This is a genomic window from Actinomadura vinacea, assembly GCF_039532545.1.
GTDB lineage: Bacteria > Actinomycetota > Actinomycetes > Streptosporangiales > Streptosporangiaceae > Spirillospora > Spirillospora vinacea.
In genome coordinates, this window is record NZ_BAAARW010000005.1 from 125,597 (window position 1) to 140,922 (window position 15,326).

The 15,326-nt window shown below is 75.3% G+C and carries 14 protein-coding genes; 8 read left to right on the plus strand and 6 right to left on the minus strand.

Going from position 1 to position 15,326, the window contains the following annotated elements:
- Positions 1-114 precede the first annotated feature (114 nt).
- From hisG to ABD340_RS07180, 6 genes are all read left to right on the plus strand, one after another.
- The gene (hisG, locus tag ABD340_RS07155; RefSeq protein ID WP_344587765.1) at positions 115-990 is read left to right on the plus strand and encodes an ATP phosphoribosyltransferase; all 876 of its coding nucleotides are present in this window, start codon (positions 115-117) and stop codon (positions 988-990) included.
- Positions 983-1,429 carry a PH domain-containing protein gene (locus tag ABD340_RS07160; RefSeq protein WP_344587767.1) on the plus strand — a complete coding sequence of 149 codons (447 nt, stop codon included), beginning with the start codon at positions 983-985 and terminating at the stop codon, positions 1,427-1,429. Before hisG ends, ABD340_RS07160 begins: the two co-directional genes overlap by 8 nt.
- A gap of 97 nt (positions 1,430-1,526) precedes the next feature.
- The gene (locus tag ABD340_RS07165; protein ID WP_344587768.1) at positions 1,527-2,429 is read left to right on the plus strand and encodes an AAA family ATPase; all 903 of its coding nucleotides are present in this window, start codon (positions 1,527-1,529) and stop codon (positions 2,427-2,429) included.
- 2 nt (positions 2,430-2,431) lie between these two features.
- Entirely contained in the window at positions 2,432-3,553 is a 1,122-nt protein-coding gene (locus ABD340_RS07170; RefSeq protein ID WP_344587769.1) for a vWA domain-containing protein, read from the plus strand.
- The gene (locus ABD340_RS07175; RefSeq protein WP_344587770.1) at positions 3,546-4,676 is read left to right on the plus strand and encodes an XdhC family protein; all 1,131 of its coding nucleotides are present in this window, start codon (positions 3,546-3,548) and stop codon (positions 4,674-4,676) included. Before ABD340_RS07170 ends, ABD340_RS07175 begins: the two co-directional genes overlap by 8 nt.
- An 18-nt stretch (positions 4,677-4,694) precedes the next feature.
- Positions 4,695-5,288, plus strand: a complete 594-nt coding sequence (locus ABD340_RS07180) for a nucleotidyltransferase family protein (protein WP_344587771.1) — start codon at positions 4,695-4,697, stop codon at positions 5,286-5,288.
- Here ABD340_RS07180 and ABD340_RS07185 read toward each other — a convergent pair.
- Entirely contained in the window at positions 5,266-5,751 is a 486-nt protein-coding gene (locus tag ABD340_RS07185; protein WP_344587773.1) for a MarR family winged helix-turn-helix transcriptional regulator, read from the minus strand. The two genes, ABD340_RS07180 and ABD340_RS07185, sit on opposite strands and share 23 nt — an antisense overlap.
- 93 nt (positions 5,752-5,844) lie before the next feature.
- Here ABD340_RS07185 and ABD340_RS07190 point away from each other — a divergent pair, with 93 nt between their 5' ends.
- Complete coding sequence (locus tag ABD340_RS07190; protein ID WP_344587774.1) at positions 5,845-6,771, plus strand: nitroreductase/quinone reductase family protein; 927 nt, start codon at positions 5,845-5,847, stop codon at positions 6,769-6,771.
- 128 nt (positions 6,772-6,899) lie between these two features.
- Here the strand turns inward: ABD340_RS07190 and ABD340_RS07195 are convergent, their stop codons facing one another.
- The 5 genes from ABD340_RS07195 to ABD340_RS07215 are packed head-to-tail and all read right to left on the minus strand — an operon-like array spanning position 6,900 to position 13,004.
- Positions 6,900-8,147, minus strand: coding sequence for a DUF6986 family protein (locus ABD340_RS07195; protein ID WP_344587775.1), 1,248 nt, complete (start codon positions 8,145-8,147; stop codon positions 6,900-6,902).
- Positions 8,144-9,085: an aldose 1-epimerase family protein gene (locus ABD340_RS07200; protein WP_344587776.1), complete on the minus strand. Its 942-nt coding sequence runs from the start codon at positions 9,083-9,085 to the stop codon at positions 8,144-8,146. Before ABD340_RS07200 ends, ABD340_RS07195 begins: the two co-directional genes overlap by 4 nt.
- A 29-nt stretch (positions 9,086-9,114) precedes the next feature.
- A complete protein-coding gene (locus tag ABD340_RS07205; protein WP_344587777.1) occupies positions 9,115-10,557 on the minus strand; it encodes a YlbE family protein in 1,443 nt (480 codons plus the stop codon).
- Positions 10,550-11,998 (minus strand): AllF/FdrA family protein, encoded by a 1,449-nt coding sequence (locus ABD340_RS07210; protein WP_344587778.1) that lies wholly within the window; start codon positions 11,996-11,998, stop codon positions 10,550-10,552. The genes ABD340_RS07205 and ABD340_RS07210 overlap by 8 nt, the downstream gene beginning before the upstream one ends.
- Positions 11,999-12,011: 13 nt before the next feature.
- A complete protein-coding gene (locus tag ABD340_RS07215; protein WP_344587779.1) occupies positions 12,012-13,004 on the minus strand; it encodes an oxamate carbamoyltransferase subunit AllH family protein in 993 nt (330 codons plus the stop codon).
- A gap of 475 nt (positions 13,005-13,479) precedes the next feature.
- Here ABD340_RS07215 and ABD340_RS07220 point away from each other — a divergent pair, with 475 nt between their 5' ends.
- Positions 13,480-15,222 (plus strand): PucR family transcriptional regulator, encoded by a 1,743-nt coding sequence (locus tag ABD340_RS07220; protein WP_344587780.1) that lies wholly within the window; start codon positions 13,480-13,482, stop codon positions 15,220-15,222.
- Positions 15,223-15,326 lie beyond the last annotated feature (104 nt).

Below are 15,326 nucleotides of genomic sequence, written 5' to 3' on the forward strand. Positions count from 1 at the left end.
TGCCCCTGCGAGGCCGGCGGCATCACGGGCACGCCGGGCATCGCGCGGAGCATCTGGGCTCCTGACGCCGTCCCGGTCACCCGACATCGCATCCCGTCACGAAAGGCTCTTCCCGTGCTGTCTCTCGTCCTGCCCAAGGGCTCGCTGGAAAAGGCGACCACCCAGCTGTTCGACGCCGCCGACCTCACCGTGCGGCGCGCCTCCGACCGCGACTACCGCGCCCAGATCGACGACCCGCGGATCGACCGGGTCCGGGTGCTGCGCCCGCAGGAGATCCCCACCTACCTCGAACAGGGCCTGTTCGACCTGGGCATCACCGGCCGCGACTGGATCACCGAGACCGACTCCGACGTGGTCAGCCTCGGTGAGCTGCAGTACTCCAAGGCCACCAGCAACCCGGTCCGGGTGATCATGGCGGTGCCCGAGGACGCGCCCTGGCAGAAGGTGTCCGACCTGCCGGAGGGCGTGCGGATCTCCACCGAGTTCCCCTCGATGACCCGCCGCTTCCTCGACCGGCACGGGGTCAAGGCCAAGGTCGTCCCGTCCTACGGCGCGACCGAGGCCAAGGTCCCCGACATCGTGGACGTGATCGTCGACCTCACCGAGACCGGCTCCTCGCTCCGCAAGAACGGCCTGCGCATCCTCGACACCCTGCTGACCAGCTACACCGAGCTGGTCGCCAACCGGGCCGCCTACGAGGACGCTGAGAAGCGCGCCGCGATGGAGGACATCGCCCTGCTGCTGCAGGGCGCCATCCGCGCCCGCGGCAACGTCCTGCTCAAGCTGAACGTCGCCGACGGCGACCTGCGGGCCGTCCTGGACATCATGCCGTCGATGTCCTCGCCGACCGTGACCCCGCTGGCCGGCGGCGAGAAGCACGCGGTGGAGAGCGTGGTCGCCAAGCGCGGGGTCAACACCCTGATCCCGGCGCTGAAGGCGGTCGGCGCGCACGACATCCTCGAGATCCCGATCTCGAAGATCGTTGACTGACGTTCCCGGGCTTCCGGTGGTGTGGCGTCCGCGCACCACCCGGGTGGTCGCCTACGCGACGGCGGGCGTGATCGTGCTCGGCATGATCCTGCTCGCCGTCGTGGTGGCGCCGCAGTTCAAGCTGTTCGACCGCATCCTCATGGTCGCCTTCGGACTGTTCCTGGCGTGGATCCTGCACATGTTCGCCCGCTGCCGCGTGGTGGCCGACGCCGCCGGCATCACCGTGGTCAACGCCTTCCGCTCCCGCCGCCTGGACTGGGCCGAGGTGGTGGACGTGACCATGGCGACGGGCGAGCCCTGGCCCACCCTGGACCTGGCCGACGGCACGTCCATCGGCGCCATGGGCATCAACGGCGCCGAACGCGACCTCGCCGCCCGCCAGCTCGACCAGTTGCAGGCCCTGGTCCACCAACGCGGCGAAGCCCCCGACCCCCGCTAGCCCCGCGTGCCGCGGGCGGCTACCGGTTGACGCATCGTACGAGAATCGGTGCAATTCATCGATGAAAGTGCGGGCTCCGGCTGAGTAGCCTGAGGTGGTGGGTGACAGGGCGGCCGGTGCCGCGTTCGAGATCGCTTCCCCGGCGGAGTTGGCGGACCTGCTCGACCGGCACGCCTACCTCTGCGACGACGGCCTGGCCACGGCCGGGTTCCTGGCGTTGCGGATGGGCCGGCCGCTGTTCCTGGAGGGCGAGGCCGGGGTCGGCAAGACCGAGCTGGCCAAGACCCTCGCCGCGGTGCTCGGCGCGCCCCTGATCAGGCTCCAGTGCTACGAGGGCCTGGACGCCTCCCAGGCCCTGTACGACTGGGACTTCCCCCGCCAGCTCCTGCACCTGCGCGCCGCCGAGGCCGCCGGGATCACCGACGTGGCGCGGCTGGAGGGCGAGCTGTACGACCGCCGCTTCCTGATGGCGCGTCCCCTGCTCCAGGCCCTGGAGACGGCGCCCAGCGTGCTGCTGGTGGACGAGATCGACCGCGCCGACGACGAGTTCGAGGCGTTCCTGCTGGAGGTGCTGAGCGACTTCACGATCTCCGTGCCGGAGCTGGGCACCATCCGCGCCGAGCGCCCCCCGGTGGTCGTGGTCACCTCCAACCGCACCCGTGAGGTGCACGACGCGCTCAAGCGCCGCTGCCTCTACCACTGGCTGGAGCACCCCTCCTTCGACCGCGAGGTGGCGATCATCCGGCGCCGGCTGCCCGGCGCCGCCGGGCGGCTGGCCGGGCAGGTGGCCCGGGCGGCGCAGCGGCTGCGCGCCGCCGACCTGCTCAAGCCGCCCGGCGTCGCGGAGAGCCTGGACTGGACCGAGGCGCTGGTGGCGCTGGGCGTGCGCGAGCTCGACCCGGAGGCCGCGGCGGTGACGCTCGGCACCGTCCTGAAGTACCGCGAAGACCAGGAGCGCGTGGTCGCCGGCGGCCTCGACGTCCTGCTCAACGGGGGCTGACCGTGCCCGGCGACCGGGACGTCACCGAGACCATAGTGGGGTTCGCCCGGACGCTGCGCGCGGCCGGCGGCGCCGCCGGTCCCGAGCGGGTGCAGGCCATGCTGAGCGCCCTCGACCACCTCGACGTCCTGGACCGCTCCGAGGTGTACTGGGCGGGACGGCTCACGCTGTGCGCCGATCCCGACGACCTGCCCCGCTACGACCGCTGCTTCGCCGCGTACTTCTCGGGGGTGACCGCGCGTCCGGGGCGGCGCAGGCCGCCGCCCGTGGTCGTCCGCCACGCGCCCATGGCCGTCCCGGACCCGTCCGGCGAAGGGGACGGCGACCCGCGCGAGGTGCGGACGGCCGTCGCCAGCGCCGTCGAGGTGCTGCGCGAGCGCGATGTCGCCAGGCTCGGCCCGGACGAGCGCGCCCAGGTCAACCGGCTCATCGCGGTGCTGGACGCGGCCACCGAGCGGCGCCGTTCCCGCCGGTTCGCGCCCGCCCCGCGCGGCCGCCTCGACCCGGGCCGCACGGTGCGGGAGACGCTCCGGCGGGGCGGTGAGATCTCGCTGCTGCGGCACCGCGCCCACCGCACCAGGCCGCGCCGCGTCGTGCTGCTGGTCGACGTCAGCGGCTCGATGAGCCCGTACGCCGACGCGCTGCTGCGGTTCGGGCACGCCGCCGCGCGCTCCGGCGGGGGCGGCCGCCCGGTCGAGGTGTTCAGCGTCGGCACCCGGCTGACCCGGCTCACCCGCGAGCTGCGGCACCGCGACCCCGACGCCGCCATGGCCGCCGCGTCCGCCGCGATCCCCGACTGGAACGGCGGGACGCGGCTGGGCGAGGAGCTCAAGGAGTTCCTCGACCGGTTCGGGCGGCGCGGCATGGCCCGCGGCGCGATCGTGGTGATCGCCTCCGACGGCTGGGAGCGCGGCGACGCCGGGCTGCTCGGCGAGCAGATGGCCCGGCTGCGCCGGCTCGCCCGCCGGGTCGTGTGGGCCAACCCGCACAAGGCGCGCCCCGGCTACGAGCCGCTCACCGCCGGGATGGCCGCCGCGCTGCCGCACGTCGACGACTTCACCTCGGGGCACAGCCTGGCCGCCCTGGAGGACCTGGCCCGTCTGATCGGAGATCGCCATGCGTGACGTGCTCGCCGACATCGCCGCCTGGTACGCGGCGGGGGAGACCTTCGGCCTGGCCACCGTGGTCAACACCTTCCGCAGCGCGCCCCGTCCGGCGGGCGCGGCGATGGCGGTGGCTCCTTCGGGGGAGGTGACCGGCAGCGTCTCCGGCGGCTGCGTGGAGGGCGCGGTGTACGAGCTGGCGCAGGAGGTGATGGCCTCGGGCAGGCCGGTCGTCCAGCGGTACGGGGTCAGCGACGACGACGCGTTCGCGGTCGGCCTGACCTGCGGAGGCATCCTGGACGTGCTGGTCGAGCCGGTCGGGCCCGGAACCTTCCCCGAGTTCGCGCGGGTGGCGGACTCGATCGCGGCGCGCGAGCCGGTGGCGGTCGCGACGGTGGTGGCCGGGCCCGGCACGGTCGGCGCCCGCCGCGTCGTCTGGCCCGACCGCGCCTCCGGGTCGCTGGCGCCGGGCGCCCGGTACGCCGGCCGGCTCGACGCGGCGGTCGACGACGACGCGCGCGGCATGCTCGCCCAGGGCCTCACCGGGCAGCGCCACTACGGCCGGGAGGGGGAGCGGCGGCTGGACGAGCTGGCCGTGTTCGTGCACTCCTTCGCGCCGCCGCCGCGCCTGCTGGTCTTCGGCGCGATCGACTTCGCCGCGGCGGTGGCGCGGGCCGGCAAGTTCCTCGGCTACCACGTGACGGTGTGCGACGCCCGCCCGGTGTTCGCCACGGCCAAGCGGTTCCCCGACGCCGACGAGGTCGTGGTCAAGTGGCCGCACAAGTACCTGGACGAGACCGAGGTGGACGAGCGGACCGCGATCTGCGTGCTCACCCACGACCCGAAGTTCGACGTGCCGCTGCTGGAGGTGGCCCTGCGCACCCGTTCCGGCTACGTCGGGGCGATGGGCTCGCGGCGCACCCACGACGACCGGATGAAGCGGCTGCGCGAGGCGGGGCTGGCTGAGGACGAGCTGTCCAGGCTGCGTTCGCCGATCGGGCTGGACCTGGGCGCCCGCACGCCCGAGGAGACCGCGGTCTCCATCGCGGCCGAGCTGATCCAGCTGCGCTGGGGCGGGTCGGGCCGGCCGCTGACCGACACCGAAGGGCGGATCCACGGTGAGATCCGCGGACCGGAGGGATGAGCGGGCTACGCTCGCGTGATGACCTTGCGCGGAGCGGAGTGCCCGGCCGGGCTGCTGCTGGCGGCCGGCGAGGGCAGTCGGCTCGGCCGGCCGAAGGCGCTGGTGGAGCTGGACGGCGAGCGGCTCGTCGACCGCGGCGTGCGCACCCTGCGGGACGGCGGCTGCTCGCCGGTCCTGGTGGTCGCGGGCGCCGCGCAGATCGAGGTGATCGGGGCGGTCGTGGTGCCCAATCCCGGCTGGCGCACCGGGATGGGCTCGTCGCTGCGCGCGGGCCTGTCCGCGCTGCCGCCGGAGTGCCCGGCGGTGGTCGTGGCGCTGGTGGACCAGCCGCTGGTCACCGCCGCCGCGGTGCGGCGGCTGGTCGAGGCGTACGAGCGGGGCGCCCGGGTGGCCGTGGCCACCTACGACGGGCGGCCGCGCAACCCCGTGCTGATCGCGCGCGAGCACTTCGCCGCGGCGGCGGAGGCGGCGGAGGGCGACGCCGGCGCGCGCTCGTTCCTGCGCGCCCGCCCGGAGTTGGTGACGGCGGTGCCGTGCGCGGACGTGGCCGCGCCCGACGACATCGACACCCCGGCGGACCTGGCCGCCTTCACGTCCCGGAACCTTCGGTGACGGCGCGCTCGTAGGCCAGCAGCGTGTCGATGAACAGGCGCCGCTGCGCGGGCGTGAGCGGCTCCAGCGCGGTGCGCCAGGCGTTCGCGCCCTGCGCCAGCCAGCCCTTGATCGACTCCAGCCGGGCGTCGGCGATGCTGACGATGGTGCGCCGCCGGTCGGACGGGTCCTCGCGGCGCTCCAGGATGCCCTGACGGCTCAGGTCGCCGACCATCAGGCTGGCCGTGGCCGGGGCGATCTCCAGCCGGGCGGCCAGCTCGTTCACGCTCATCGGCCCGTCGAACAGCAGGTACGACAGCAGGGACAGATGGCGGGGGGCCAGGTCGAAGGAGCGCAGCTCCGCGGGGATTTTGATGCGCTTCACCCGGCCGACCAGCCGGGGCATCAGCAGCAGCATGGCGCGGACGCCGTCCTCCACGCCGGTCCCGGCCTCCGGGGCGGCGCCGTGCTCGTCCGTTGACATACGTGGGCGACCTCAATACCTTTGTATCTAAAGTAGCTTTGCATCTAAAGCAAAGTGTTCTCAGTCTCAACCGTCAGAATAAGGGGGCGTCCCATGGCCGAGGAGTTCTCACCGGCGGAGTTCAACCGGGCGATCATCGAGGAGTTCCGCGCGAACGGCGGCCGGGTCGGCGGCATGTTCGAGGGCGCCGCGCTGGTGCTGCTCACCACCACCGGGGCCAGGAGCGGCAAGCGCCGCACCAGCCCGCTGACCTACCTGGCCGACGGTGACCGCGTCCTGGTCTTCGCCTCGAACGCCGGTGGTCCCGACCACCCCGCCTGGTACTCCAACCTGCTGGCCGACTCCTGCGTCACCGTGGAGATCGGCACGGGCGACGGCACCGGCGTGGAGACCTACGAGGCCACCGCGATGCCGCTGCACGGCGCCGAGCGCGACTCGCGCTACGCCCGGCAGGGCGAACTCGTCCCGGCCTACGCCGAGTACCAGCGGATGACCTCGCGGGTGATCCCGGTCGTCGCGCTGCTCCGCGCCGACTCCGCGCGCGGGCTGGCCATCGGCGACACGCTGGTGAAGGCCCACGCGACCCTGCGCGCCGACCTGGCGTCCCTGCGCGAGGAGGTCGAGGCGTACCTCGCCGGGGCCGCCGCGGGCGAGCGCCCCGGGCCGGAACCGGCGGCCCAGCTCCGCGCGCACTGCCTGGCGTTCTGCTCCGCGCTCGGCGAGCACCACGACGGGGAGGAGAACCGCGGCTTCCCGCCGCTGCGCCGGCACCACCCCGGGCTGGCGCCCGTCCTGGACCGGCTGCGCCGCGAGCACGCCACCGTCGCCCGCCTGCGGGCCGACCTCCAGGAGACGCTCGACGGCATCGACGCCGCCGACCCCGCCGCCGTACGCGGCCGGCTCGACCGCGTCACCGCCGAGCTGGAGGCCCACTACGCCTACGAGGAGAAGGAACTCGTCGACGCCCTGAACGCGATGACCGCCGCCGACTGGGCCGGCCCCACCCGAGAAAACCCCTAGTCCCACAACACCAACCCCGCAGCCACCCCGCTTTTTCACTGTCCGGCCCGGAGCGGAGTGGAGAGGACGGGCAGGCGTAGGGAAGCGGGTCCGTAGCGGAGCGCCAGCGGAGCGGAGGAGGCGTTTTCCTACGTCCCGGGTGGTGTGGAGGGTCGCCCCTCCACATTGGGAAGAGCGCTCTCGTCCAGCGCGCCGCAGTCGACGGCGCGCTGGAGGCGGTCGGTGAGGGCCCTGATGGTCGCGGGCTCCTCCAGCACCCCGCCGTCCTGGCCCGCCGCCTGCTCGTGCCACGCCCGCACCCGCCCGATCACCCCGTCGACACCCGCCAGGTGGTAGGCGTAGACGGCGGCGTAGCGGCTGGGCAGGTGCGCCGGGTGCAGGTCCCAGCCCTGGTAGAAGCCGTGCCGCAGGGAATGCCGGACGTGCGCCGCGTGCACCGCCCAGGTGTCGTTGACCTCGTCCGGGCCGTCGTTGCGGGGGACGACGTTGGTGGAGCCGTCCGACAGCCGCACGCCGGTGCCCGCGAACGCGACCTGCATGACGTGCCGGGCGAAGTCGCACGCCGGATGGTCGAGCCGCTGCTGGTCGGGCGGCAGCCCCAGGGACGCGGTGTAGTCGAACACGCCGAAGTGCGCCGCGGTCAGCCGGGGCCCCGCGGCGTCGATGATGGCGCGCAGCCCGATCCCGCCCTCGTGGTCGACGATCGCCTCGGTGGTCTCCACCTGGATCTCGAACCGCAGGATGCCCGCGGGCAGCCCCAGCGAGCTCTCCAGCCGGTCCAGGTAGTCCACGAAGACCGCCACGTGCTCGGCCATGACCACCTTGGGGAAGGTGATGGTGAACCCTCCGGGCAGCCGGCCCAGCCGGTCGCGCAGCGAGGTCAGGAACCCGTCCATGGTCCGCATCGACCTCTCGTGCCCGCCGTCGGCGAACGACTTGACCCGCAGCCCCCAGTAGTGCGGCAGCCCCTTGACCTGGTAGGCGGCGGCGACGGCCTCCACCACCTGGGCGATGTGCGCGTCCTCCTCATCGTCGGGGCGCGTGCCGTAGCCGTCCTCGAAGTCGATCCGCACGTCCTCGACCGGCTCGCGCGCCAGCTTGGCCGCCACCCGCTCCCGCACCGGCCCGGCGAGCTCCGGATCGAGGCCGAACGCGGTGCCGAACGAGCCCGCGCCGGGCGTGTGGGTGTTGAGCAGCCGCAGCGCCTCGGCGCCGAAGTCGGCCGGCGTGGACCGGGAGAACCGGTCGGCGGGGACGTACACCGTGTGCACCGGCTGCCGTCCCGTGGCCGGCCCCGGGAAGTGCTTGGCGTGATCGTCGCGGATCGCGGCGATCCGGGCGGACAGGTCGTCGAACGAGGGGACGCTGAGGTTCACCCCGACATGATCCCCCAAGAACCGGTCGCTTGGGCACCCGGTTCGAGGTGGATCACATCGATTCCGGTGGCGAAGGCGTTGGGCGGGCACGTCATCGGCTCGGCGCCGAGCCCGCGCCGCCGCCGGTCGCCGGGCGCCTGGTCGGCGGTGTAGACCTCCAGCCAGGGGTGCGCCGCGTCCGCCCACAGCGCGGTGGTGCGCCCGCCGCCGGCCAGCCGCACCCAGGCCCGCCCGTCGCCGTCGCGGCGCAGCCCGGTGAAGGCGTTGTCGATCCGCAGGCCGCCCAGCTCGCGGCCCTCGCGCAGGTCGTAGGGGGTGCCGGTGACGTCCTCGGCCGGCCCGGACGGGATCATGCGCTCGTCCACCGGCAGCCGGCGGTCGGCGGTCACCGTCACCGTGCAGTCGTCGATCGGCTCGTCCACGGTGAGGTAGGGGTGGGCGCCGTGCCCGTACGGCGCGGTGCGGGTGCCGATGTTGCGGGCGGTGAGGACGGCGGTGAGGCCCTGCTCGGCGTCCAGCGCGTAGGCGATCTCCAGGGAGAGCCGGTACGGGTAGCCCGGATGGCCCATCAGCTCGTGCGCGAGCAGCACCCGGTCGGCGCCGTGCGCGGTGACGGTCCAGGGGGCGTGCCGGACCAGGCCGTGGATCGCGCAGCCGTTCTTGGGCTCGGACAGGTCGAGCTGGTGGACGCGGCCGTCATAGGCGTACCGGCCGCCGTCGATCCGGTTGGGCCACGGCACCAGCAGCTGGCCGAGCGCCACGGGCACGGCCTCGTCGGCGCCGTGCGACAGCACCAGCGGGCGGCCCTGGTGGGTCAGCTCGCGCAGCCCTCCGCCCGCCTCGGTGACGACCGCGCGGTACGGCCCGGCGGCGATCTCGTACTGCACACCGGTGATCGGCACGCCGCCGTCCTGCGCGCCGTAGATCGACTGGGTCATGGCCCGAACGTACCCTTCCCGGTCCCCGGTCACGTGCCTTTCGCGGCGGCGGCCCCGGGATCCGCGGCGATCTCCGCCAGGGCGTGCAGCGCGTCCCGGAAGACGCCGGCGGGCGGCGACACCAGGCCCGCGCCGACCTGGCCGGTGCCGGCCTCGCGCCCGGCGATGCCGGTGTCGATGACCGGCAGGATCCCGGTGCGCACCACCCGGGTCGCATCGATCCCGGCCGGGGTGCCGCGGAACGACAGCAGCGGGATCTGCAGCGCCGGATGCTCGGCGAGCGTGATCTCGTACATCCGCTGGGTGGCGGCCAGCGCGTCGGGCACCTCGCCGCCCACGAACCGGACGATCGCCGGCGCCGCCGCCAGCGCGAACCCGCCCACCCCGGCGGTCTCGGTGATCGCCGAGTCGCCGATGTCGGGATTGGCGTCCGCGGGACCGTAGCCGCCCAGGTAGAGGCCGTCCGGGACGCCGGCGGGACCGGTGAACCAGCGGTCGCCGGTGCCCGACACCTGGATGCCGAAGTCGGTGCCGTTGCGGGCCATCGCCACCACCATGCTGGAGCCGGGCACCCCGCGGGCGGCGTCGGCGGCGGCCTTGGCGGCTGCCATCGCCGGGTTGAGGAAGAAGTGGTCGTTGCCGCCGGCGAAGCGCAGCACCTCGGCCACCCGCGCGCGGGGCGCGTCCGCCTCGGCCAGGTCGGCGGCCAGCTCGCGCAGCAGCAGGGAGGTCGCCGCCCGGTTGCGGTTGTGCAGCTCGTCGCCCATCTGCAGGGCCTGCGCCATGATCGCGAGAAGGTCGACCGGGCCGTGCCCGCGGACGGCCGCGCGCAGCACCGGACCGAGCACGCCGCCCATCCAGCGCAGCCGGTCGATCACCTCGGGGCCGTACGCCCCGTACCGCAGGACCTTGCCCAGTCCCTCGTTCAGCGAGCAGTACGCGGTGCCGCCGTGTTCGGCGTCCTCGACCACCAGCATCCACATCGACGGGCTCACCACGCCCGCCATCGGGCCGACGGCGCCGTGGTGGTGGCACGGCTCCAGCACCACCGTGCCCTTCTCCAGCGCCCGCTCGGCCTTCTCCGGGGAGTCGGCCAGCCCCTCCAGCAGCATCGCGCCGACGAGCGCGCCGCGCATGGGGCCCGACGCCCGCTCCCACTCCAGCGGCGGGCCGGCGTGCAGGAACGTGCCCGCGTCCAGTCCGAGGACCTCGCCCGCGGGACGGACGTCGACCAGGTGCGGCCGGGCGCCGAGCATCCGCCCGACGGCCCGCTCGTTGGCCTCCGCCCATCCGGGACGGCCCAGCACGGCCGCCAGCGCGCCCTCGGTGCCCTCGGGCGGCGGCCGCCAGTCGACGGCCGCCACCGGCACCGCCTGGCGCTCCAGCGCCTCGGCCAGCACGCCGACCCCGGCGGCCACGACGCTCGGCTCGCGGGTGAGAAGGCCGCCGAGCCGCGGCCGGGAGTCAGTCATCGGCGCCCTCCGTGCGCTCGCACAGCCCGATCGCGTACCGGGCCGCCTCCGCGTTGGACGCGAAGACCGCGGCGCCCGCCGCGTGCAGTGCCGCCGCCTGCGCGTCCCTGTCCTGCGGGTCGGCGGGCGTGCCGCACAGCGACACCGCGACGGCCAGATCCGCGCGCCCGGCCAGCGCCGCGGCGATCGCGGGGGCCAGCGCGGCGGCCGGATCGGGATCGGCCCCGTGGCCCAGGACGACGTCCAGCAGCAGCACCCCGCACGCGGGATCGGCCGCGTGCTCGGCGATCGCCTCCAGCCGCAGCGCCGGGTCGATCATCGGGTGGGCGCGGCCCCGGGTGTAGGCGTCGTCGCCGAAGTCGATCAGCCGGTGCCCGCGCGTCGCCGGGTCGCGGCCCAGCGCCGCGGTCGCGATCGCGGCGGCCTCGTCGCGCAGCGTCCCGCCCGAGAACAGGCCGCGCAGCCCGCCCGCCACCCGGGCCGGGGCCGGCCTGGACGCGGGCCGGCGGGGCCACGGCGGGACGGCCCGGCCGAGCCGCTTCAACACGCGCTCGGTGGCCCGGGTCAGATCGTCCTCGGTGCCGGGGAAGGCGAAGACCACCGGCGTGTCGAGCCGCCGCGCCGCCTCGCGGACCAGATCGGCCACCTTGGGCGCGGGCGGCTTGGACACCAGCACGATCAGCTCGGTGCCCGGGTCGGCGTCCAGCGCCGCCAGGGCCGCCAGCGCCGAGCGCCCGCTGACCTCCACCGACAGGTCGCGGCCGCCGACGCCCAGCGCGTGGCCGACGCCGACGCCGGCCGCGTCCAGCAGGCACATCACCTGCTGCGCGCCGGTGCCCGAGGCGGCCACCAGGCTCACCGGGCCCGGCCGCACCGCGTTGGCGAAGCCCAGGCCGGCGCCGCCGATCACCGCGGTCCCGCAGTCGGGGCCCATCACGATCAGCCCGCGCCGGGCCGCGGCGTCCTTGAGCGCGATCTCCTGCTCCAGCGGCACGTTGTCGCTGAAGACCATGACGTTGAGCCCGGCCGCCAGCGCGTCCATCGCCTCGGGGAACACGTGCGGGCCGGGCACCGACACCAGCGCGATCCCGGCCTCGGGCCGCCGCCTGGCCGCCGCGCCCGTCGTCCGCGGCGGCGCCTCGCCCGGTGCCGCCGCGCCGCCGCCCTGGGCCCGGGACGAGCGCAGCAGCTCGTCCAGCGTGTCGCGGGCGCCGTCGAGGGCGGCCTCGCCCTCGGCGCGGATCGCCACCACCAGATCGGCCGGACCCGCCCCGGCAGGCACCTCGAAGCCCATCCGGGCGAGGAGTTCCAGGTTGAGGCCGGTCGCCATCGCGGCCATCGCGCCCGCGACGCCGGGGATGTCCCCGACCTGCCGGCTGACCCGCATGAGGGTCACCGAGTCGTGGTACGCCCCCCGCCGCACCTCGACCCACCGGGTCACGGCGCCTCCCGTTTCACACCGGCACCTTCCGCGGCCGCGCGGGCGCCCCGGCCCGGGCCCGGTCCGGGGCCAGCGCCAGCGCGGCGCGGCAGCCCGCGAGCACTCCGGCGGCCAGATCGGCGCCCGAGGTGTGCCCGGCCGCCAGCAGCCGCCGCACGGCGGGCGCGGCGGGCTCGTGCCCCGCCACCGCGCGCAGGACGGCGGCGACCTCGGCCCCCGCCGCGCCGGACGCGGCGCAGTGCAGCAGGGTCGCCGCCAGCGCGGTCGTGCGGGTGCCGGCGTCGGCCGTCACGGCCGCGCCCAGCCAGTCGGCCATCCACTCGGCCCGGCCGCCGCCGCGGCCGGTGCCGTGCCCGCCGGCCCGCAGCGCGCCGCCGAGCAGCCGCAGCGAGAGCAGCAGGCCGGACAGGATGTCGTCGCCGCTGGGCGTCAGCCCCGGGCCGAGGCCCACGATCCGCTCGGCGGCCTCGACGGTGCCGGCCAGGTCGCCGGCCGCGCACCGGTCGGCCAGCCGCACCGGGTCGGGGTGCCCCGCCAGCCCGCCCCGGGACGCCTCGCCCGCGTCCCGCAGCGCCGCCTCCAGGGCCCGGACGCCGCGCGCCAGGACCGCGGGCGGCACCGCGCCGAGCGCGGGGGAGGGCTCCCACCAGCGCCGGACCCGGGTCTCCAGCCCCTCGGTCTCCACCCGGCCGTCGCCGACCCAGGCGTCCCCGCCCTCCCGGACGGCGCGGAACGGCCGCTCCCGGCAGGTCGCGACCACCACGACCGCGTTGGGCAGCCGCACCGCGTCGGAGCTGACCACCGCGATCACCCGCGGCTCGGGGCCGCCGCGGGGCTCCAGGTAGACCGCGGACGGGAACACGGCGATCACCCGGGCCGGGCGGCGCGGCGCGTCCAGCACCGGGCGCAGCGCCAGGCTGGCCGCGCCGGCGGCGGGCGGCCGCCGCCCCGGCCTGGGCGCGAGCGGGGTCGGGTCGCGCATCGGGTCGCGCACGAGGGCTGTCACTGGGTCCTCCCGGGGCCGGTGTGGGCGCCGTCCTGCCGGCGGTCCGACCCCTCTAGCTGGGACCGTACGGCCGGGCCAGGGGGGTGACGTATGGAGAAAGCTGCCAAGACTGGTTGTCTTCCTTCGTCTTTGTTGTCAGTGTTGATCAGAGAGGGGTAGCGATCACCCTTCGGGGGGCGATGTAAGGACCGAAGAGCGAGGTGACCGTTTTCGTGAGTCCGCGTCCATGAGCGCCTCACGCGGTCCCGCCGACCGGCCGCATGCGCCGGGCGGGCCCGCGGGTGAGCCGTTGGTCCCTCGTTCCCGATCGGCGGTGCCGGCGGCCGGTGACGCGTCCGGCCGCGCGAACCACAGCGTGACGGTCCGAGGCGGCACGGCCCGGGCCGGACGGGGCGGGCCCCACCACGGCCCGGCCCCGCGCACCCCGGCGGACGAAGACCTCGCCGCCGGAGCCGACCCAGTTGGGAGTCATCTGATGTCAATCCCCGTGGACGGCCCACCGGCCCTGCGGCTCGCCAGCACGGGCACCCTGACCTACGGGCTGCCGGTCGGCGAGGTCCTGGGGGTCTCCACCCTCAGGGGCGCGCGCCTGATCGCGGGCCGCACCGGGCTCGGCCGGGTCGTCCAGCGGCTGAACGTGATGGAGGTCCCCGACATCCTGTCGTGGGTCAAGCCCAACGAGCTGCTGCTGACGACCGGCTACCCGTTGCGCAACACGCCCCAGTCGCTGGACAACCTGGTGGCCGACCTGGACGAGCGCGGGCTGGCCGCGCTGGCGATCAAGCTGGGCCGGTACCTGGACTCGCTGCCCGCGGAGATGATCGAGCAGGCCGACCGGCGCGGGTTCCCGCTGATCCTGCTGGCCGACGACGTGGGCTTCGACGACATCCTCAACCAGGTGCTCACCGACATCCTCAACCGGCAGGCGGCCGTGCTGGCCCGCACCGAGGAGGTGCACCGGGCGCTGGTGCAGATCGTGCTGTGCGGGGGCGGGCTCCAGGAGGTCGTGGACGAGGTCGCCGCGCTGCTGGAGGTGGCGGTGGCCGCGCTGGACGGCGAGCAGCGGGTGCTGGCGGGGGCGGGGCCGGAGGAGCACGTCCAGGCGATGCGGGCGCTGGGGCGCGGCTCGCCGCAGGAGGGCGAGCACCTGGTGGTGCCGGTGGTCGCCGGCGGGTTCGACCACGGGAAGATCGTCGCCTACAGCCCGAGCGGGTCGCTGCGCGAGGCCGATCTGACCATCCTGGAGCGCGCCGCCACGGTCGCCGCCCTCGTGGTGACCAAGCAGCAGGCGGTCGCGGCGGTGGAGAGCAAGTACCGGGCCGACTTCCTGCGCGACATCCTGGCCGGGCGGGCCGGCGACGACGACCGGGTGGTGGCGCACTGCTCGGGTTTCGGCTGGGATCTGGACCGCCCGGTGATGGTGCTGGTCGCCGAGCTGGACGGGCGGGCGCGCGGCGCCGAGCCCGAGCGTCCGTCCCGGGACGGCGGCCGTGAGGGAGGCCGCGAGAGCGGCCGCGGCGAGCCCGCGCGGGCCGAGCCGGGCGGGCGGGCCGAGCCGGCGGGGCGCGGCGCGGAGGAGCGGCTGGCGCAGGAGCGGCTCGCCGCCGCCTGGACGACCGCGGTGCGGCGGCACGACCGGGGCGCCGCGGTGGCCAGCTTCGCGCACGAGGTCGTCGCGGTCGTGGGCGCCGAGGACGGGGACGCGGCCGCTCTCTCCGCTGGACCGGTCCAGGCGATGGTGAAGGAGGCGGCCGCCGTGTTCGCCGAGCACCGCCGGACCTTCTCCACCGGGATCAGCCGCACCGTCGCCTCGCCCGCCGGGCTGCCCGAGGCCTACGACCAGGCCGTCAAGGCGGTACGGGTGGGCCGGCAGCTGCACGGCGCCGGGGCCCGCGCGCACTTCGACCAGCTGGGCGTCTACCGGCTGCTCAGCCTGGTCTCCGACCCGGCCGAGCTGCACGCCTTCGTCCGCGAGACGCTGGGCGAGCTGGCCGGCGACGACGAGCCGGAGCTGGTCGACCTGCGCCGCACCCTGCAGGTGCTGCTGGAGACCAACCTCAACGTCGCCGAGACCGCGCGCAGGCTGCACTTCCACTACAACACCCTGCGCTACCGCATCGGGAAGCTGGAGCGGATGCTCGGCCCCTTCACCGAGGACGCCCACCTGCGGCTCAACCTGACCCTGGCCCTGCACGTCCTGCGGATGCGCGGCATCTGACCCCGCGGCCGGTCACTGGTAGGCGAACTGTGACACCATGCCGCAGCCCTCGCTACGATCGGCAAGATTGTCATTGCATACAGTAATCGCGATCTGCCCGGCGT

What these genes read in the sequence shown, in the direction of transcription:
- ABD340_RS07175 (WP_344587770.1), top strand. Translation starts at nt 3,546, where the DNA reads ATGCGTGACGTGCTCGCCGACATCGCCGCCTGGTACGCGGCGGGGGAG.
- ABD340_RS07180 (WP_344587771.1), top strand. Translation starts at nt 4,695, where the DNA reads ATGACCTTGCGCGGAGCGGAGTGCCCGGCCGGGCTGCTGCTGGCGGCC.
- ABD340_RS07185 (WP_344587773.1), bottom strand. Translation starts at nt 5,751, where the DNA reads ATGTCAACGGACGAGCACGGCGCCGCCCCGGAGGCCGGGACCGGCGTG.
- ABD340_RS07190 (WP_344587774.1), top strand. Translation starts at nt 5,845, where the DNA reads ATGGCCGAGGAGTTCTCACCGGCGGAGTTCAACCGGGCGATCATCGAG.
- ABD340_RS07200 (WP_344587776.1), bottom strand. Translation starts at nt 9,085, where the DNA reads ATGACCCAGTCGATCTACGGCGCGCAGGACGGCGGCGTGCCGATCACC.
- ABD340_RS07205 (WP_344587777.1), bottom strand. Translation starts at nt 10,557, where the DNA reads ATGACTGACTCCCGGCCGCGGCTCGGCGGCCTTCTCACCCGCGAGCCG.
- ABD340_RS07220 (WP_344587780.1), top strand. Translation starts at nt 13,480, where the DNA reads ATGTCAATCCCCGTGGACGGCCCACCGGCCCTGCGGCTCGCCAGCACG.